This window comes from Aeromonas sp. FDAARGOS 1408, assembly GCF_019048665.1.
Taxonomy (GTDB): Bacteria; Pseudomonadota; Gammaproteobacteria; order Enterobacterales; family Aeromonadaceae; genus Aeromonas; species Aeromonas dhakensis.
In genome coordinates this window covers 2,210,209-2,230,147 of sequence record NZ_CP077394.1, presented here as the reverse complement: position 1 = coordinate 2,230,147, position 19,939 = coordinate 2,210,209, and the positions used below count along the sequence as shown (strand labels likewise).

General features: G+C 59.8%; 16 protein-coding genes. 8 read left to right on the top strand and 8 right to left on the bottom strand.

Annotated features, from left to right (window positions below):
• Positions 1-84: 84 nt before the first annotated feature.
• The 5 genes from btsR to I6L38_RS10255 form a co-directional block, all read right to left on the bottom strand.
• Positions 85-789, bottom strand: a complete 705-nt coding sequence (gene btsR, locus I6L38_RS10275) for a two-component system response regulator BtsR (protein WP_010633645.1) — start codon at positions 787-789, stop codon at positions 85-87.
• Positions 790-841: 52 nt separating this feature from the next.
• Positions 842-2,512 (bottom strand): sensor histidine kinase, encoded by a 1,671-nt coding sequence (locus tag I6L38_RS10270; RefSeq protein WP_017782973.1) that lies wholly within the window; start codon positions 2,510-2,512, stop codon positions 842-844.
• A gap of 353 nt (positions 2,513-2,865) precedes the next feature.
• Positions 2,866-4,101, bottom strand: coding sequence for an HD-GYP domain-containing protein (locus I6L38_RS10265; RefSeq protein ID WP_042050674.1), 1,236 nt, complete (start codon positions 4,099-4,101; stop codon positions 2,866-2,868).
• Positions 4,102-4,210: 109 nt separating this feature from the next.
• On the bottom strand, positions 4,211-6,874 hold the full coding sequence (adhE, locus tag I6L38_RS10260; RefSeq protein ID WP_005302211.1) for a bifunctional acetaldehyde-CoA/alcohol dehydrogenase: 2,664 nt from the start codon (positions 6,872-6,874) through the stop codon (positions 4,211-4,213).
• A gap of 295 nt (positions 6,875-7,169) precedes the next feature.
• Complete coding sequence (locus tag I6L38_RS10255) at positions 7,170-7,802, bottom strand: 2OG-Fe dioxygenase family protein (protein ID WP_043169558.1); 633 nt, start codon at positions 7,800-7,802, stop codon at positions 7,170-7,172.
• A 269-nt stretch (positions 7,803-8,071) separates the two neighbouring features.
• On the opposite strand from I6L38_RS10255, the gene I6L38_RS10250 reads away from it, so the two are divergent.
• The 7 genes from I6L38_RS10250 to I6L38_RS10220 all read left to right on the top strand — a co-directional run bounded on the left by I6L38_RS10250 (position 8,072) and on the right by I6L38_RS10220 (position 15,892).
• Positions 8,072-8,707: a YchE family NAAT transporter gene (locus tag I6L38_RS10250; RefSeq protein ID WP_005302204.1), complete on the top strand. Its 636-nt coding sequence runs from the start codon at positions 8,072-8,074 to the stop codon at positions 8,705-8,707.
• Positions 8,708-8,986: 279 nt separating this feature from the next.
• Positions 8,987-10,606, top strand: a complete 1,620-nt coding sequence (locus I6L38_RS10245) for an ABC transporter substrate-binding protein (RefSeq protein ID WP_017764221.1) — start codon at positions 8,987-8,989, stop codon at positions 10,604-10,606.
• Positions 10,607-10,703: 97 nt separating this feature from the next.
• Entirely contained in the window at positions 10,704-11,624 is a 921-nt protein-coding gene (gene oppB, locus I6L38_RS10240) for an oligopeptide ABC transporter permease OppB (RefSeq protein WP_005302198.1), read from the top strand.
• Between the two features lie 14 nt (positions 11,625-11,638).
• Positions 11,639-12,550, top strand: a complete 912-nt coding sequence (gene oppC / locus I6L38_RS10235) for an oligopeptide ABC transporter permease OppC (protein WP_005302192.1) — start codon at positions 11,639-11,641, stop codon at positions 12,548-12,550.
• 118 nt (positions 12,551-12,668) lie between these two features.
• A complete protein-coding gene (locus I6L38_RS10230; protein WP_216989525.1) occupies positions 12,669-13,649 on the top strand; it encodes an ABC transporter ATP-binding protein in 981 nt (326 codons plus the stop codon).
• The gene (gene oppF / locus I6L38_RS10225; protein ID WP_005302185.1) at positions 13,650-14,645 is read left to right on the top strand and encodes a murein tripeptide/oligopeptide ABC transporter ATP binding protein OppF; all 996 of its coding nucleotides are present in this window, start codon (positions 13,650-13,652) and stop codon (positions 14,643-14,645) included.
• Between the two features lie 302 nt (positions 14,646-14,947).
• Entirely contained in the window at positions 14,948-15,892 is a 945-nt protein-coding gene (locus I6L38_RS10220) for a TerC family protein (RefSeq protein ID WP_025201519.1), read from the top strand.
• Positions 15,893-15,949: 57 nt separating this feature from the next.
• On the opposite strand, the gene alr is transcribed toward I6L38_RS10220, so the two are convergent.
• Positions 15,950-17,176, bottom strand: a complete 1,227-nt coding sequence (alr, locus tag I6L38_RS10215) for an alanine racemase (RefSeq protein WP_011706424.1) — start codon at positions 17,174-17,176, stop codon at positions 15,950-15,952.
• A gap of 190 nt (positions 17,177-17,366) precedes the next feature.
• On the opposite strand from alr, the gene I6L38_RS10210 reads away from it, so the two are divergent.
• Positions 17,367-17,813: an isoprenylcysteine carboxylmethyltransferase family protein gene (locus tag I6L38_RS10210; protein WP_024941117.1), complete on the top strand. Its 447-nt coding sequence runs from the start codon at positions 17,367-17,369 to the stop codon at positions 17,811-17,813.
• A gap of 72 nt (positions 17,814-17,885) precedes the next feature.
• Here I6L38_RS10210 and I6L38_RS10205 read toward each other — a convergent pair whose 3' ends face one another.
• Entirely contained in the window at positions 17,886-19,145 is a 1,260-nt protein-coding gene (locus I6L38_RS10205) for a dicarboxylate/amino acid:cation symporter (protein ID WP_216989524.1), read from the bottom strand.
• Between the two features lie 205 nt (positions 19,146-19,350).
• Positions 19,351-19,827 carry a hypothetical protein gene (locus I6L38_RS10200; RefSeq protein WP_050491700.1) on the bottom strand — a complete coding sequence of 159 codons (477 nt, stop codon included), beginning with the start codon at positions 19,825-19,827 and terminating at the stop codon, positions 19,351-19,353.
• Positions 19,828-19,939: the final 112 nt, after the last annotated feature.

Below are 19,939 nucleotides of genomic sequence, written 5' to 3'. Positions count from 1 at the left end.
CTGTTAACGGCAGGTAAAAAGGGGCGAGCGGCCGTATGGCGACCCGAGCGGTTGGCGCTCGTGATCCGGCTCACACCGCGCGGCTCACTCCAGTCCGAGCTGCTCCTTCAACTCCTTCAGGTAGCGGCGGCTGACCGGCACCTGGGCACCGCTCGGGGTCACTATCTCCGCCAGCTGATTCTCCAGCAGCCGGATTTCGAAGATGGCGGTCGGGGCCACCAGGTACTGGCGGTGGCAGCGCAGCAGCGGGGTCTTCTCTTCCAGGGACTTGAGGGTGAGCTGGGTGTGAAACAGCTCGCCCTGGCTGGCGACGTGCACGCCGCCGAGATCGGAGAAAGCGTACTCCACCTGTTCGATGGGCAGCAGCCGCACCCGGTTGTGCAGGTAGCCCGGAATGTGGCGAATGGCGGGGGCGATCGCTGTCATGGGCTGCGGGCTGAGATCCTGTCTCAACCGCGCCAGCGTCTTGGCGAGGCGGGCCGGCTCCACCGGCTTGAGCAGGTAGTCGAAGGCGTTCTCCTCGAACGCCTGGATGGCGTAGTCGTCAAACGCGGTGACGAAGACGATGCGGGGCAGGGGATCGAGCATGGCCACCAGCTCCATGCCGCTCAGCTTGGGCATCTGGATGTCGAGAAACACCACGTCGGGTCTGAGCCGCTGAATGAGCGGCAGCGCCTCGATGGCGTTGGCGGCCGTCCCCAGCAGCTCGATATCGGGCTCGGCGGCCAGCTGCTGCATCAACTCCTCGCGGGCATACGGCTCGTCATCGACGATGAGGGTGCGGATCATGGTGTTCTCCTGCGTGACTGGGGGGCAAAACTGGCTTGGTGTGACGGCCGGATCATGACGCCTCCCTGGGCAGGGTGACGGAGACCCGGGTCCAGCAGTCGGGCTCGCAGCTGACGCTCAAGCCATAGCGGTTGCCAAAAGCGCTCTTGAGGCGCCGATCCACCAGGGTCATGCCGAGCCCGTCACCGGCCGGTTTCTCCTGCCAGGTGCCGGCATTGTCCTCGACGTGAATGGTAACCCGATCCGTCGTCTGCTCGGTGTAGAGGCGAATGCGCCCCTGCTCCAGCAGGGTGGAGATGCCGTGCTTGATGGCATTTTCAATCAGTGGCTGCAGGGTGAAGCTCGGCAGCTTGAGGCCGGCGAGGTCGGGCGGGATGTCGTTTTGCACCGTCAGCCGGTCGCCAAAGCGGGCCAGCTCGATCTCCAGATAGGATTGGCAGTGCTCCTGCTCCTCCTGCAGGGTGGCCAGCCCGCTCTGGCGCTTGAGGTTCTTGCGAAAGAACAGGGAGAGGTGGAGCAGCAGCTGGCGCGCCCGCTCGGGCTCGCGCCGGGTGATGGCACTGATGGTGTTGAGGGTGTTGAACAGAAAGTGGGGGTTGATCTGGGCCTGCACCAGCTTGAGCTCGGACTGCACCAGCAGCCGCTGCTGCTGCTCCAGCCGGCCGGTCAGCAGCTGCTGGGAGAGCAGGTTGGCGATCCCTTCCCCCAGGGTGTGGTTGATCTTGAGAAACAGCCGCTTCTTGGGTTCATAGAGCTTGATGGTGCCGATCACCCCCTCGTCACCGTGCAGCGGGATCACCAGCACAGAGCCGAGCTGGCACTGGGGCGAGATGCTGCAGCGGTAGGGCTGGCTGTTGCCGTCGGCAAACAGCACCTTGTTCTGGGCGATGGCCTGCATGGTGATGGCGGAGGTGATGGGGGTACCCGGCTTGTGGTGATCCTCGCCGATGCCGATGAAGGCGAGAATCTTGTCGGTATCCGTGATGGCGACCGCTCCGACCCCGGTCTCCTCCTGCACTATCTGGGCGATGCGGGTGCTGGCCTCGGGGGTAAACCCCTGGCTCATGATCCCCACGGTGCGGTTGGCGATGGTGAGCGCTTTGGCGGAGAAGACCCGGGAGAACTTCTCGTACATTCGCTGCTGATCGCGGATCATGCTGATGAAGAGGGCCGCACCGCAGGAGTTGGCGAGGATCATGGGGGTGGCGATGGTGCGCACCAGCAACAGGGACTTGTCGAACGGGCTGGCTACCAGCAGGATGATCACCATCTGCATGATCTCGGCGTAGAGGGTGGTGAAGAAGGCGATGCGCGGCTCGAACAGCGCATCCATCTTGCCTGCCCGCATCAGTCGCCAGTGCACCAGTCCGCCCAGCAAGCCTTCGCAGGTGGTGGAGATGGCGCAGGCGAGATCGGTGAATCCCCCCAGGGTATAACGGTGTATCCCGCCGGTCAGTCCCACCAGAAATCCCACCAGCGGGCCTCCCAGCAGTCCCCCCAGCACGGCGCCCACGGCGCGGGTATTGGCGATGGCATCGTCGATATCCAGTCCCACATAGGTACCCAGAATGCAGAAGCAGGAGAAGATGAGGTAAATCAGCACCTTGTGGGGCAGCCTGACCGAATAGTTGGTCAGTGGGCGCAGCAGCGGACTCTTGGAAAAGAGGTAGGCGATGACCAGACTGACGCTCATCTGTTGAAGCAGGGAGAGGACCAACTGCATAAAAAACGTTCCTCAGAGTCCGTGCCGAAAAAAGCGGCAGTCTTGAATAAATGTGATCAGGATCTTGTTCTGTGGGCCATTCTGGCCAGAACGCCGGCGAAGTGTGCCAGAAACGCGGAATAAAACCATATAAAATCAGCATGTTAAATTGATATTTGTGTAATTGCCCAAGGATTGATATTGCTGAATTGAGCATGAATGTATCCGTTGGATACGCCACACGGAGGTGGCATGCTCCGCCCGACCAGCAGGTCGGGCGTTTTTTATCCAGGGGACGTGGCAAACCATTTTGAGGGTAATCGGGCAATTATTCAGGTTTGTCCAATGAGTTATCCCCAGCTTCTGGGGATAACTCAGAATGCAAAATAGTAACAGAAGCGTCGGGTCAGGTTGAAAAATAGCCGCTGCCCTTCGTCCAGATCTTCCTGCTTGAGAAAGGATTTGATGGTGCGCTCATCTTCCCGCAGGTCGACCATGGCCACCCCTTCCGGTCGTTGTGCCTTGATGTAGGGCAACACCTTGGGCTTGAGGGGCATGGTGGGTTCGGTGGAGAGCACCAGGGCCACCGAGTCGTCGGAGAGCTGCACCAGCGAGCCCGGCGGATAGACCCCCAGTACCTTGATCAGCAGCTTGACCAGATCCTGGTCGAATTTCTTTTGCGACAGCTTGTAGAGCTGGCTGATGGCCTGGCTCGGCGCCGCCGGTGTCGCGCTGTTGCGCGGGTGCAGCAGCTCGTCATAGTAATCCACCAACCCGATGATCCGTGCCAGCGGCGGGATCTCGCCCCCCTTGATGCCTAGGGGAAAGCCGCTGCCGTCGAGCCGCTCATGATGCAGGTGGGCCACCTGACGGATCTTGGGCTCGAAGGCCTGCAACTGGGTCAGCATCTCCAGTCCGTACTGGGGGTGCATCTTGAGGAAGTTCTGCTCCGACTTGTTTAGTTCCCCCCGCTTCTGGGTGATCTGGGTCGGGATCTTCAGCTCGCCAATGTCGTGCACCAGCCCGGCCAGGCCGGTCTCCTCGATCTCGATGGGAGTCATGCCCAGCTCCCGTGCCATCAACATGGCGATGAAGGCCACGTTCAGGCTGTGCTGCAGCAGGATGTCGGTATGGGGGCTGCGAATGAGGTGCAGCCCGAGGGGGCCCTCGTGGGCGCTGATGCGGGCGGCGGCGTTGCGCACTATCTGCGCCGTGTTGGCAAGCCCTTCGTCCGGCTTGAGGTTGAGGGCGCCCAGGGCATCGCGCAGCTCGGACATGGACTGGCCGAAGGCCTTGTCGGCGGCGCGCAGGGAGCGGCGAAATGCCTTCTCGTCAAACGGGGGAGGGCCGCTATCCTCCGGCTCTTCGACAACGGAGAGATCGGGGCCTGGGCTCGGAATATCGCCACGCAACAGGGGCTCGAGAGGGAGGTCGCTCTTGTCGGGGTCGACCATCAGCAGATTGAGGTCAAGGTGGCGGATGATGTCGAGTTGCTGTTGATCCTTGATCTTGAAGGCATTGAACATAAAAGGGTGATTGGTCCATCCCGTGGGAAGATGGATATAGTGACCGACCCGCAACTGTTCTATGGATGCCTGTATCAGCGCCATACGCTCGCTCGCATTTCATGAATGCCTATGAACAAGCTAGCAAAATTAAGCAGATAGACAAACAAAAAAGCCCGCGCATGTGCGCGGGCTCTCGAGTCGACTCAGCTTATCAGGCTTTGGACTTCTTCTTGCCTTCTACTTTGGCATCAACCTTGGCGGCAACCTGGGCCTCCTCGGTGAACGGACGGCCGTAGTAGGTGTCCAGCAGGATGGCTTTCAGCTCGCTGATCAGCGGGTAGCGCGGGTTGGCGCCGGTGCACTGGTCATCGAAGGCTTCCACGGCCAGCTGGTCAACCTTGGCCAGGAAGTCGGCCTCGGCGACGCCGGCTTCACGGATGGAGGCCGGGATACCCAGGGTTGCCTTCAGCTCGTCCAGCCATACCAGCAGCTTCTCGATCTTGGCGGCGGTACGGTCACCGGCGGCGGTCAGACCCAGGTGGTCGGCCACTTCGGCGTAGCGACGACGAGCCTGCGGACGGTCGTACTGGGAGAACGCGGTCTGCTTGGTCGGGTTGTCGTTCGCGTTGTAGCGGATGACGTTGCTGATCAGCAGGGCGTTGGCCAGGCCGTGCGGGATGTGGAACTCGGCACCCAGCTTGTGAGCCATGGAGTGGCACACACCCAGGAAGGCGTTGGCGAACGCGATACCGGCGATGGTGGCCGCGTTGTGTACCTTCTCACGAGCGATCGGGTCGTTGGCACCGTTCAGGTAGCTGGAGGGTAGGTAGTCCTTCAGCAGTTTCAGGGCTTGCAGTGCCTGACCGTCGGAGTACTCGTTGGCCAGCACGGAAACATAGGCTTCCATGGCGTGGGTCACGGCGTCGATACCACCGAAGGCGCACAGGGACTTGGGCATGCCCATCACCAGGTTGGCGTCGACGATGGCCATGTTCGGGGTCAGCTCGTAGTCGGCCAGCGGGTATTTCACGCCGGTGGCGTCGTCGGTCACGACCGCAAACGGGGTCACTTCAGAACCGGTACCGGACGTGGTGGTGATGCAGACCAGTTCGGCCTTCACGCCCATTTTCGGGAACTTGTAGATACGCTTGCGGATGTCCATGAAGCGCATGGCCAGATCTTCGAACGCAGTGTTCGGGTGCTCGTACATCACCCACATGATCTTGGCCGCATCCATCGGTGAACCACCGCCCAGGGCGACGATCACGTCCGGCTTGAAGGAGTTGGCCATTTCGGCACCCTTGCGCACCACGGACAGGGTCGGGTCGGCTTCGACTTCGTAGAACACTTCCACTTCCATCTTCAGGCCCTTGAGCAGACGAACCACTTCGTCGGCGTAGCCGTTGTTGAACAGGAAGCGGTCGGTCACGATCATGGCGCGCTTCTTGCCTTCCAGGTCGCCCAGGGCGATCGGCAGGGAGCCACGACGGAAGTAGATGGATTTCGGAAGTTTGTGCCACAGCATGTTTTCTGCCCGTTTTGCGACTGTCTTCTTGTTGATCAGGTGCTTGGGACCCACGTTCTCGGAGATGGAGTTGCCACCCCAGGAGCCGCAGCCCAGCGTCAGAGACGGTGCCATCGCGAAGTTGTACAGGTCACCGATACCACCCTGAGTGGTCGGGGTGTTGATCAGAATACGGGCAGTCTTCATCTTGTCGCCGAAGTACTTGATGCGGTCGGCGTTGCGATCCTGGTCGGTATAGAGACCGGAGGTGTGGCCGATACCACCCAGGTTGACCATGTCGCAGGCCATCTCGACGGCTTCTTCGAAGTTCTTGGCACGGAACAGACCCAGGGTCGGGGAGAGCTTCTCGTGAGCGAACTCTTCCTCTTCACAGATCTTCACGCCTTCACCGATCAGGATCTTGGTGTTGGCAGGCACGGTGACGCCAGACATTTCAGCGATCTTGACCGCAGGCTGACCCACGATGTTGGCGTTCATGGCGCCGTTGATCAGGATGACCTTGCGGACCTTGTCGGCTTCTTCCTTGGACAGCACATAACCATTGTGAGTGGCGAAACGCTCTTTCACCTGGTCGTAGACGGAGTCGACCACGATGGCGGCTTGCTCGGAGGCACAGACCACGCCGTTGTCGAAGGTCTTGGACATCAGGATGGAGGCGACGGCACGCTTCACATCGGCGGTTTCGTCGATGACGACCGGTACGTTACCGGCACCTACACCGATGGCGGGTTTGCCGGAGGAGTAGGCGGCCTTCACCATGCCCGGGCCACCGGTGGCCAGGATCAGGTTGATGTCGTTGTGCTTCATCAGGGCGTTGGAGAGCTCAACAGAGGGTTGGTCAATCCAGCCGATGATGTCTTTCGGGGCACCGGCGGCAATGGCTGCATCCAGTACCAGCTTGGCTGCGGTATTGGTGGAGTTCTTGGCGCGGGGGTGCGGGGAGAAGATGATGGCGTTGCGGGTCTTCAGAGAGATCAGGGACTTGAAGATCGCGGTGGAGGTCGGGTTGGTGGTCGGTACGATACCGCAGATGATGCCTACCGGCTCGGCGATGGTGATGGTACCCATCTCGTCATCTTCGCTGAGGATGCCGCAGGTCTTCTCTTCTTTGTACTTGTTGTAGATGTATTCGGAGGCGAAGTGGTTCTTGATAACCTTGTCTTCGATGATACCCATACCGGACTCTTCCACGGCCATCTGGGCCAGGGGGATACGGGCGTTGTTGGCGGCCAGGGCGGCGGCACGGAAGATCTTGTCTACCTGCTCTTGCGAGAAGCTGGCGAATTCACGCTGCGCTTCTTTGACGCGGGCAACCAGTGCATCCAGTTCAGCCAAATTGGTTACTGCCATGTTTATCTCCTGATGATTTGAAAACTGTTTAGTAAGACCTTGGCAATGCCCGGCAATTATAGATGCCCTGTCAAGAACAGAATCACCACAACGGGGTATTTACATGCCTTACTAAATCGCTTTCTGAGTCGATTATAGAGCGGGGCTGACTCAGAAAAACTTGATCTGGATCATGTGTAACAAAAGAACAAAAGAAATTTTGTTTCACAATACATGTTTGCCAGATGTTGCGCGGTTGTTTAGTGAGCCAGAGGTGGGATGAATGGTGCGTGAACAGGGGTTCACGCACCATTTTTCAAGCAGTTAGCACGATCACGTCCCAATGTCCCCGGTCCGGGCCCAGGGGCAGAATGGGGGCGGCATTGTGATAGAAACGGCGATCATCCAGGATCAGATACTCACCGACGTTTAATTGTTGTTGGAAAAATGGTTGTTCTTTTAATCCATGATAGAGCTGCAAGGCGCCGCCGCTGACCCCTTCACTGCCGCAGAAGAAGACCCCGATGAAGTCAAAGCCATCCTGGTGCACCCCCTCCGGCGCGGGCGGGACGCTCTCCCCTTCGCCGGTGACGATGCGCATCTGGTGAATGCCGATGGCCTGACCGTCTTCCAGCCGGGTGTGGCGGGCGAACAGTTTCAGCAGCTGTATAAAGGAGGGGTGAGCGACGAAGGCAGGCTCCAGCTCGGCATAGGTTCTGGGCACATCCCCCAGAAACTTGTTGATGGCGGCCGCCTGAAAGAAGACGCCGTTGTCGAGGGGCTGAAAGCGGGAGCCCTCCTTCTCCACCCGGCCGTAGCGGCGCTGGCGAAAGCTGCCCTGAATGTAGGGATCAACCGGCAGTCGCCCGAAGAAGCTAAGCAATGGGTTCAGGGTGCCTGCGGGCAGTGCATCCAGGTGCCACTGCAACTCGATGTCCGTATCAATCATCACGAAATCCTTGTTTGCTGAGATGAAATGTTGCGGCCAAACTCCATGGCCAGATAAAACTCGAAGCGATTTTATCAGAGTGTTAAATCGCGACAATCTTTATTAACAACTCAATCTGTCGAATTTTGTCGATGCATTAGAGGAACTAACTGAAAAGCCACGGAAAGGGTGAGATTATTTGATTGGTGAAGGTTTCGGGCATGATGTAAATTTACGCTCGGTTTATCGGGGTGGCCCACAGGGCCTCGTACTACTTCTGGATGGCGCCTATGGCAGCGATTGACGTCTCTTTATATCTGAAGTTTTTCATCGGTTTGTTTGCGATCATCAACCCGCTCGGCTTGCTGCCGGTGTTCGTCAGCCTGACCAGCCATCAGACGCCGGAAGAGCGGATGAAGACCAACACCACCGCCAACATTGCGGTGATGATCATCCTGCTGGTCTCCATGTCCATGGGGCAACTGATCCTGGACGGATTCGGCATCTCGCTGGCCTCCTTTCGCATCGCCGGCGGCTCGCTCATCACCCTGATCGCCTGGTCCATGCTGCAGGGCAAGCTGGGGGAGGTGAAGCACAACAAACAGGAGAAAGGGGAACTGGCCGCGCGGGAATCTGTCGCTGTGGTGCCGCTGGCGCTGCCGTTGATGGCGGGCCCCGGTGCCATCTCCTCTTCCATCGTCTACGCCAGCCAGAGCACCTGGTCCCAGATGCTGGGCATGTCGCTGGTGGTGATGGTGTTTGCCTTCTGCTCCTGGCTGATATTCCGCGCCGCCCCCCTGCTGTTCAAGGTGATGGGCAACACCGGCATCAACGTGGTGACCCGGATAATGGGTCTCATCATGATGTCGCTGGGCATCGAGATCATGGTGGCGGGGATCAAGGGGGTCTTCCCCGGATTGATGTGATTCAGGTCTGTTTTGTTGGAGCCGGTCCTTGTGACCGGCTTTTTATTGTTTCTTTTTTGTTGGTCATTTCCTAGAATCGAGCGGGTTTGTATAAAAAACGTCCATCATGGGATATTTAAATTCTGAATAATTGGTCAAAAGCTGCTTTTTTGACCATGAAGTCCAGTCCTGCCTGACGATATCTATTGCATTATCAGAAATGTCAGGGAATTATGCTGGCAGCGGGGTACTTATCTCGTTGATGGAAAAATGCATGGAATGTTCTTGTGGAGTATGGAAATGACTCATAAAAAAACAATGATTAATACCCTATTGGTGGCAGCTCTGTTTGGCGGTGTCAACGCGGCACAAGCCGCCGATGTGCCCGCAGGTACCAAGCTGGCTGAGGTTCAGCAGCTGGTGAAAGGCAACGGCTCCGAGCCCGCAACTCTCGACCCGCATAAAACCGAAGGAACGGTTGAATCCAATATTCTGCGTGACCTGTTCGAAGGTCTCGTCTCCTCCGGCCCCAAGGGTGAAGTGCTCCCCGCCATGGCCGAGTCCTGGGAAACCAAGGACAACAAACACTTCGTCTTCCACCTGCGTAAAAACGCCAAGTGGTCCAACGGTGATCCGGTCACTGCCCACGACTTCGAATATGCCTTCAAACGGGCCGTCGATCCGAAAACCGCCTCTCCCTACTCCTGGTATCTGGAGATCCCGACCATCGTCAACGCCTCCGACATCATTGCCGGCAAGAAGCCGTCAGATACGCTGGGCGTGAAGGCGGTGGACGACTACACCTTCGAGGTGCAGCTGGAGAAGGCGGTGCCTTACTTTGTCAGCATGCTCTCCCACACCACCACCTACCCGGTGCCGAAGAAGGTGATCGAGAAGTTCGGTGACAAGTGGACCCAGCCCGGCAACATGGTATCCAACGGCGCCTATGTGCTGAAGGATTGGGTGGTCAACGAGCGCGTCGACGTCGAGCGCAACAAAAACTACTGGAACGACGCCAAGACCGTCATCAACAAGGTGACCTATCTGCCGATCCAGTCCACCAACGCCGAGTTGAACCGCTACCTGGCCGGCGAAGTGGATCTCACCTACAACATGCCCATCGAGCGTTTCAAGCAGATGAAGAAGGATCTGCCGAACGAGGTGAAGGTGAGCGGCTACGTCGGTACCTACTACTACCAGTACAACTTCAAGAAGAAGCCGTTTGATGACGTGCGGGTGCGTACCGCGCTCTCCTACGCCATCGACCGCAACGTGATCGCCGACAAGGTGATGGGCAAGGGGGAAACCCCGGGCTACACCCTGGTCCCTGATTTCGTGGACGGCTTCAAGCCGGTGGCGCCGGCCTGGTCCAAGCTGACCCAGGCAGAGCGCGATGCCAAGGCGAAAGAGCTGCTGACCGAAGCCGGTTTCGGCCCGGGCAAGCCGCTCAAGTTCGAGCTGCTCTACAACACCGACGACAACCACAAGAAGGTGGCGGTTGCCGTGGCCTCCATGTGGAAGAAGCTGGGCGTGCAGGTAAGCCTGGTCAACCAGGAGTGGAAAACCTACCTGGAGACCAAGAAACAGGGTCAGTTTGACGTGGGCCGTGCCGGCTGGATCGCCGACTACAACGAAGCCTCCTCCATGCTGGATCTGATGCAGACCACCCACGGCAACAACGACGGCAAATACTCCAACCTGGCGTTCGACAAGTTGATGAACGAGTCGCGCAACCAGGTGGATGCCGAGGCGCGCAACAAGCTCTACGTCCAGGCTGAAGAGATCCTGGCCAAGGACATGCCGATTGCCCCCATCTATCAGTACGTGACTTCCCGTATGGTCAAGCCCTACGTGGGCGGCTATCCGGCCAACCCGCTGGACAACCTGTACAGCAAAGACATGTACATCATCGCCCACTGATTTTCGTTACAAGTCGCATAACAAGCAGGGCCCGCCAGACGGCGGGCCTTTATTACAACCGCGACCCTTTGGAAGCAGTACAGGACAGGAATTGTCTATGTTGAAATTCATTTTTAAACGTCTACTGGAAGCGATCCCGACTCTGCTGGTCTTGATCACCGTCTCCTTCTTCATGATGCGTTTCGCGCCGGGTAACCCCTTCAGCAGCGAACGCACCCTGCCACCCGAAGTGATGGCCAACATCGAAGCCAAATATGGCCTCGACAAGCCGATCGGGGTGCAATATCTCACCTATCTGGGCAACCTGGTGCAGGGGGATCTCGGTCCTTCCTTCAAGTACAAGGACTTCACCGTCAATGATCTGGTGAGCCAGGCACTGCCGGTTTCCGCCAAGATAGGTTCCTTCGCCTTTCTGTTTGCGGTGACGCTGGGGGTCACCTTCGGCACCATTGCCGCCCTCAAACAGAATACCGTCATCGACTATCTGTTGATGTCGTCGGCCATGGCCGGGGTGGTGATCCCGGGCTTTGTGCTGGCGCCCCTGCTGGTGCTGTTTTTCAGTATCCATCTGGGCTGGTTCCCGGCCGGTGGCTGGCAGGGTGGTGGCGTGCAGTTCATGGTGCTGCCGGTGTTCGGCATGATGATGTATTACATCTCCGCCATCTCGCGGATCATGCGGGGCAGCATGATCGAGACCATGAACTCCAACTTCATCCGTACCGCCCGCGCCAAGGGACTGCCGCTGCGCCACATCATCCTGAAACACGCGCTGCGCCCGGCCATGCTGCCGGTGGTCTCCTACCTGGGCCCGGCCTTCGTCGGCATCATCACGGGTTCCGTGGTGATCGAGACCATCTTCGGTCTGCCGGGGATTGGCCAGCTGTTCGTCAACGGTGCCCTCAACCGTGATTACTCCATGGTGCTCGGTCTGACCATTCTGGTCGGCGCCCTCACCATCACCTTTAACGCCGTGGTCGATATTCTCTATGCCTTTATCGATCCCAAGATCCGTTACTAAGTCGGGAGTACATCATGGTTGTCACAACTGAAAAACGCGAAGCCATCGAGGCGTTCGCCCAGAAAGTGGAAGTGGTGGAAGGACGCTCCCTGTGGAAGGATGCCCGTCGCCGTTTCCTGCGCAACAAGGCGGCCCTGACCAGCCTTATCATTCTCTCCATCATCGGATTGGCGGTGATCGTGGGGCCCCATCTGTCCCAGTACACCTTTGACGATCCTGACTGGGGCGCCATGCAGACCGGCCCCGACATGGAGACCGGCCACTGGTTCGGCACCGACAGCCTGGGGCGCGATCTGTTCGTGCGCACCCTGCTTGGCGGGCGCATCTCGCTGATGGTCGGCATCATGGGGGCCATGGTGGCCGTCATCATCGGCACCCTGTATGGCGCGGCATCCGGTTTCATCGGCGGTCGGGTCGACAGCCTGATGATGCGGGTACTGGAGATCCTCAACGCCTTCCCCTTCATGTTCTTCGTGATCATGCTGGTGACCTTCTTCGGCCGCAACCTGGCGCTCATCTTCATCGCCATCGGTGCGGTGAGCTGGCTCGACATGGCGCGGATCGTCCGTGGTCAGACCCTGAGCCTCAAGAGCAAGGAGTTCATCGAGGCGGCCCATGTCTGCGGCGTCTCCAAGTGGAAGATCATCACCCGTCACATCGTGCCCAACGTGCTGGGAATAGTGGCGGTCTACGCCACCCTGCTGGTGCCGGGCATGATCATGTTCGAATCCTTCCTGAGCTTCCTGGGGCTGGGGGTGCAAGAGCCCATGACCAGCTGGGGCGCCCTGCTGGATGAAGGCTCCAAGTCGATGGAAGTGGCCATCTGGCAACTCCTGTTCCCCGCCGGCTTCATGGTGGTGACCCTGTTTTGCTTCAACTTCCTCGGGGATGGTCTGCGTGACGCCCTCGATCCGAAGGATCGCTGAGAAAGCGGCGAAAGAGCGTTGGAACAACGCGCCGAAGGGCCGCACAGTGCGGCTCAATCGGGCGGACAGCGCATCGGATCGACAGGAAAACGTCACGAAAGATCGATAAGGAGTTTTTATGAAGTTACTGGATGTAAAAGATCTGCGGGTCGAGTTCAAGACCCCGGACGGCAATGTGGTAGCGGTCAACGACCTCAACTTCTCTCTCTCTGCCGGCGAGACCCTGGGTATCGTCGGGGAATCCGGTTCGGGCAAGTCCCAGACCGCGTTCGCCATCATGGGGCTGCTGGCCAAGAACGGCATCATCACAGGGTCAGCCAAGTTTCAGGGCGACGAGATCCTCAATCTGCCGGAACACAAGCTCAACAAGATCCGCTCCGAGAAGATCGCCATGATCTTCCAGGACCCCATGACCTCGCTCAACCCCTACATGAAGGTGAAGGATCAGCTGATGGAAGTGCTGATGCTGCACAAGGGGGTCAGCAAGGGCGAGGCGTTCGAGGAGTCGGTGCGCATGCTGGATGCGGTGAAGATCCCCGAGGCGCGCAAGCGGATGGGGATGTACCCGCACGAGTTCTCCGGCGGCATGCGTCAGCGGGTGATGATCGCCATGGCGCTGTTGTGCCGGCCGCAACTGCTCATCGCCGATGAACCGACCACGGCGCTGGACGTGACGGTACAGGCCCAGATCATGACCCTGATGAACGAGCTCAAGCGCGAGTTCAACACCGCCATCATCATGATCACCCATGACCTTGGCGTGGTGGCCGGCATCTGCGACAAGGTGCTGGTGATGTACGCCGGCCGTACCATGGAGTACGGCAAGGTCAACGACATCTTCTATCGCCCGAGCCACCCCTATACCGAAGGCTTGCTGCGTGCCATTCCCCGCCTCGATACCGAAGGGGAAGTGCTGCCCACCATCCCGGGCAACCCGCCCAACCTGCTGCGTTTGCCCACCGGCTGCCCCTTCCAGGAGCGCTGCCATCGGGTGAGCGAGATTTGCGGCCGGCAATCCCCAGTTCTGACGCCGTTCAACGACGGCCGGGAGCGGGCCTGCCACTGGGTATCGGATGCCATCATCAAGGGAGTGAACTAAATGGGGACTGACAAGAAACTGCTGCTGGAAGTGTCCGATCTCAAGGTCCACTTCAGCATCAAGAGTGACAAAGCCTGGCCCTGGGCCAAACCCTCCGCCCTGAAGGCGGTGGACGGGGTGACCCTGCGCCTTTACGAAGGGGAGACCCTGGGCGTGGTGGGGGAGTCGGGTTGCGGCAAGTCCACTTTTGCCCGGGCGCTGATCGGCCTGGTGCCGGCCACCGACGGCAAGGTGGTGTGGCTTGGCAACGATCTGACCAAGCTCGACCAGAAGGCGCTGCGCGAAAAACGCAAGGAGATCCAGATGATCTTCCAGGATCCGCTGGCCTCCCTCAACCCGCGCATGACCATAGGCGACATCATCGCCGAGCCTCTCATCACCTTCTACCCGGCCCTGCCGAAAGAGGAGGTGAAGGAGAAGGTACGCGCCATGATGAGCAAGGTGGGGCTGTTGCCCAATCTGGTCAACCGCTACCCCCACGAGTTCTCCGGCGGTCAGTGCCAACGTATCGGCATCGCCCGGGCGCTGATCCTCGAGCCCAAGATGATCATCTGTGACGAGCCGGTGTCGGCGCTGGATGTGTCGATCCAGGCCCAGGTAGTGAACCTGCTCAAGTCCATCCAGAAGGAGATGGGGCTGTCACTCATCTTCATCGCCCACGACCTGTCGGTGGTCAAGCACATCTCGGATCGGGTGCTGGTGATGTATCTGGGCAATGCGGTGGAGCTGGGGACCGGCAAGGAGATCTTCGCCAACCCCTTGCACCCCTATACCAAGGCGCTGATGTCGGCGGTGCCCATTCCGGATCCGGATCTGGAGCGCAGCAAGACCATCCAGATCCTGGAAGGGGAGCTGCCATCGCCGATGAATCCGCCGTCAGGCTGCGTGTTTCGTACCCGCTGCCCGGTGGCCGGCCCGGAGTGCGCCAAGACCCGGCCCCAGCTTGAGGGCAACTTTGACCATGCGGTCTCCTGCCTCAAGGCCGACCCGCTCTGATGGATGAGTCGCGACGAAAAAACGGGGCGCCTAGGTGGCGCCCCATTTTTTTGCGAGGGAGATGAAGATGCCCCTTGGCGTTCCCTTTTGCCGCTGTTACTATCCGCCGCACAAGGGGAGTAACTTCTCGCCGGTTTGTCGTCATTACGGTGCACCCATATCCTGCAGTGCACCCGGCAGCCGGGCAGTCGATGAAAATCGGCTGTAAGTGAGACCTTGCCGAGAGGCAAGGTGTATCTGCTCCAGACGCGAACCCACTGCCTCCCGGCCGTGGGTTTTGTCGTTTTTGGGAGAAGTGAAAAATGGGTGAATGGTGGATGTGGACCGGTTTCTTCAGCATAGTGCTGGTCCTGTTATGGATTGATATCCGCTTTGTCGGTGGCGGCAAGGCGCACAAGGTGTCCCTCAAAGAGGCGGGCATCTGGTCCCTCATCTGGATCAGCGTGGCGCTCCTCTTCAACCTGGCCATCTGGTTCTGGCTGGATCACAGTGCCGGCCGTGAAATTGCCAACCAGAAGGGGCTGGAGTTTCTCACCGGCTACCTCATCGAGAAGGCGCTGGCGGTGGACAACGTCTTCGTCTGGTTGATGCTGTTCGGCTACTTTGCCATTCCGGCCGAGCTGCAGCGCCGGGTGCTGCTGTACGGGGTACTGGGTGCCATCGTGATGCGGGCCGGTATGGTGTTCGCCGGCAGCTGGCTTATCGAGCAGTTCCACTGGATCCTCTACCTGTTCGGCGCCTTCCTGCTGCTGACCGGGGTCAAGATGCTGTGGGCGGCCGACAAGGAGCCGGATCTGGCCAACAACCCGCTGCTGGGCTGGATGCGCCGCCGCTTCAAGGTGACCGAGACCCTGGAGGGGGAGAACTTCTTCGTCTGGCGCGATGGCGTGCGTTACGCAACGCCGCTGTTGCTCATTCTGGTGCTGGTGGAGGTGAGCGATCTCATCTTCGCGGTGGACAGCATCCCGGCCATCTTCGCGGTGACCACGGATCCCTTCATCGTGCTGACCTCCAACATCTTCGCCATCATGGGTCTGCGTGCCATGTACTTCCTGCTGGCCGGCGTGGCCGAGCGCTTCGCCTTGCTGAAATACGGTCTGGCACTGATCCTGATGTTTATCGGGGTCAAGATGCTGCTGCTGGATGTGTTCAAGATCCCCACCGGAATTGCATTGGGTGTGGTTGCGCTGATCCTGCTGGCCTCCATGGGGCTGAGCCTCTGGGTGACCCGCAAGAAAACGGCATAATTGGCAAACAAGCAAAAGGGCTCCCGCGGGAGCCCTTTTTTTATGGCAAAGAGTGACTTAGCGCTTGATCTTCTTGGGGTTGGTGTAGCCCCAGATGGTGTACATGTCCGCCAGCAGGGCACCGTTGTACTCCTCCAGATCCGCCTGTTTCACCTCGGCTTCACCCTGGCGGCCAAACAGCACCACCTCGTCACCGGGTTTCACCCCCTTGAGGTCAGTCACGTCCACCATGATGGTGTTCATGGAGGTCTTGCCCACCACCGGCACCTTCTGGCCCTGGATCAGCACATAGGCCTTGTTGCTCAGCGCCCGGCGATAGCCGTCGGAGTAGCCCAGCGGCAGGTTGGCGAGCCAGGAGTCGCGCTTGAGGGTGAAGGTGCGGTCATAACCGACGGTGTTGCCGGCCGGGTAGTGGTTGACGGAGGCAACCTGGGTCTTGAACGCCATCACCCGCTTGTACTCGGTGTAGGAGGGGATGGAGTCACCGTACAGCAGGCCGCCCGGGCGCACCATGTCGAAGTAGGCGTCCGGCACTTCCAGAGTGGCGAAGGAGTTGGCGGCGTGGATGGTGATCTTGCTGCGATCCAGCTTGCCCGCTTCCAGCAGCCACTGGGAGTCCAGCTTGAACTGGGCCAGACCCATCTTGACGTCCTCTTTCTCCTCCACCGGGAAGTGGGTCATGATGCCGACCGGGGTGATCCCCTTGAGCTTGAGCATGGCCAGTGCGTCTTCCTTGGAATCAGCCAGACGCAGATCGATGCCGTTACGGCTCATGCCGGCGGAGTTGAGCGCGATGTGCACCGGGATATTGGTGTGGTGGCGCTGGGCGATGTCGGCGATGCCCTGGGCACTCACCAGGCTGCCGATGAGCTCTTCCATCTTGTAGGGCAGTGCCTGTTCCACTTCGGCCGGGGTGGCTGCGCGCACCCGCATCAGGCGGCCGGTGAAGCCCTTCTCGCGGGCCACACGGGCCTCTTCGTTGCTGGCAATCCCGATGCAGGGGATGCCCGCTTTGACCACCGAGGGGACCAGCAGGTCGATGCCGTGGCCGTAGGCGTCCGCCTTCATGATGGCGCAGATCTTCGGCCCCTTGTCGCCGAGGCGATCCTTGAGGGTCTGGATGTTGTGCTCGAAGGCGCCGAGATCAACTTCCAGCCAGGCATTGCTGGCGGTCTGCACTTCGCCGTTGCGGTGATCGCTGGCGAGCGGCAGATAGGGGGCTGCGACGGCCTGACCGGCCAGCAGGCCCAGGATCAGGGTGGCCAGCAGTGTCTTCTTGTGCATGGGGTGGTTCCTTTCTTTATTGTTTGGGTTGAGGCGCATGGCGGTCAGCGGGTGACCGTTTTCATGCAGATGGGATAAAGTGTAGCCAAGGCATTGTTATCGTTATGAACTTTGTCAATTTTCCACGGCGCTTTCCCGCCGGGGAGTGTAACGCAAGGTGCCGATCGTGGCACCTTCCGGGAGCCAATAGATGATGAGTCTTGAGTGTCGGGTACCACCGTTGCTGCTGTTTGGCCTGATCGTGGCGGCCATGCTGGGATGGGGCGCGGGTGACGTGAACGGTGGCTGGCCGCTGCCGGCCCTGTTGCTGGCCATGCTCGGCAGCCTGTTCGGGCTGGGAGGCGTGCTGCGCTTTCGCCGCCAGGGCACCACGGTGACGCCGCTGCACCCGGCGCAGGCCAGTGCACTGGTCACCGGGGGGATCTTTCGTGTCAGCCGCAACCCCATGTACTTGGGGCTGCTCTGCTGGACCATGGCGCTGGCGTGCTATCTGGGCGGGCTGCTGGTGTGGCTCGGTCCGCTGCTGTTGTGGGGCTGGCTCAGCCGCTGGCAGATAGTGCCGGAGGAGCGGGCGCTGCAGGGGCGCTTTGGCGAGGCCTATGCCGATTACTGCCGGCGGGTGCGGCGCTGGTGTTAGGGGGCGTGCTGTTGCCATGAGGCACAAGAAAACGGCCCGCAGATGCGGGCCGTTTTGATGGGATGGCGGGGATCACGCCTTGGCGGTATCCACCTCGCCGAGCGGCGCGGTTTCCCCCAGGCTGTCTTCGCTCTTGGCCACCACGCTGGCGGCGATGGCATTGCCCAGCACGTTGGTGGCGGAGCGGCCCATGTCGAGGAAGTGGTCGATGCCGAGCAGCAGCAGGATGCCCGCTTCCGGGATCTGGAACTGGTTGAGGGTGGCGGCAATCACCACCAGGGAGGCGCGCGGTACGCCGGCCATCCCCTTGGAGGTGACCATCAGCAACAGCAGCATGGTGATCTGCTGGGCCATGGAGAGCTCGATGCCGTAGGCCTGAGCGATGAACATCACCGCGAAGGTGCAGTACATCATGGAGCCGTCCAGGTTGAAGGAGTAGCCCATGGGCAACACGAAGCTGGCGATGCGCTTGTCACAACCGAACTTCTCCAGCCGATCCAGGGTTTTCGGATAGGCGGCCTCGGAGCTGGCGGTGGAGAAGGCCAGCAGGATGGGCTCGCGGATCAGGGTCAGCAAGGTCAGCATGCGGCGGCGGATGAACAGGCTGCCCATGGCGATCAGCAGCAGCCAGAGGCAACCCAGTGCCAGGTAGAACTGGGCCATGAAGGTGCCGTAGGTGGCCAGGATGCCGAGCCCCTCCTTGGCGACCATGGCGGCGATGGCGCCAAATACAGCGAACGGCGCGAAGTTCATCACGTAGCCGGTCACCTTGAGCATGATCTCGGCGCCGCTGGCCATCAGCATCACCACTGGCTTGGCGGCGTCCCCCAGGGCGGCGGCGGCCAGCCCGAAGAAGAGGGAGAACACCACGATCTGCAGGATCTCGTTGGTGGCCATCGCCTCGACCACGCTTTTCGGGATGGCGTGGGTGACGAAGTCCTTGAGGGAGATGGCAGTGGCGACCACGCCGGAGCTGGCGGTGTCATCGGGCAGGGAGAGGGAGAGCCCCACCCCAGGCTGCATCAGGTGAACCATCACCAGTCCCAGGGTCAGTGACAGCAGGGAGGCGAGCATGAACCAGCCGAGGGTCTTGACGCCGATGCGGCCCACGGTGCGGGTGTCGCCCATCTTGGCGATGCCGACCACCAGGGTGGTGAACACCAGGGGGGCGATGATCATCTTGATGAGGCGCAGGAAGATGTCGGTCAGCAGGGTGATGTCGCTGGCAAAGCCGGCGGCCTGGTCAGGAGCAAACATCCGATAGCCCTGACCGGTAAGGATGCCAACCAGCATTGCGATGAGGATGGCAGCCGTCAATTTGTTCATTTTCATGGGGTGGGTCCCAGTTTTGATAAGTGCAGAGCATTTCAAGCGGCAAGGGTGCCACTTCAGTCCGTTTTTGTGATCCGAGCCGTAGATTCCTGACAGCCGGTGTGCTGGCAGCATGCCTAATCCGGGGGGGTAAATCCAGCGCCTTGTAGCAGAATTTTATCTTGCTATTAGGTGTATGTGATATGGATCTTGCAATTTGTCTATATTAATCGCTGTTTATTTTGATATTGGCAAGATAATCGGCTTTCAGGCTTTGGTCGTTTCTTGCCCGCTTGGCGAGGGTGAAGACCAGCAGCGCCGAGATGCGATGCTCCACGGTGCGCTGATCCAGAAAGGGGTCCGGTTCGTCATCATCGAACCCGAACAGGGGGCGGCTCGGGGTCACCCTGACCGCATCCCGCTGCAGGGTCAACTCGTTGACCTCAAGCCACTGATAACCTTCGGCTTGCGCCACTTCGCCCGCCCGTTTCAGCACGTACTTGCGGGCGGTTTCCCGGCTCACCAGATCGTTGCCGACAAACTCCAGCTGCCACTTGTCCGGCCCGAGCCGGGTCTGGGAGAAACCGGTCTGGCCGTTCCAGAACGAGGGTTCGCTGTGATAGGGGGTGGCACAGCCGAGCAGCAGGGCAGCGCAGAGGCAGGCCAGCAGCAGGACGGGCACAGAGGGACGGGGAGAGGGCATCTCGATCACCGGTTGGCAGCAGAGGGCTTCACTACACCACAAAGCCATGGGGGGCACAATCGGTGGGCCGTTTCCTGCGGTGGCGCGCCTGAAAGAAAAAAGGCCTTGTCGT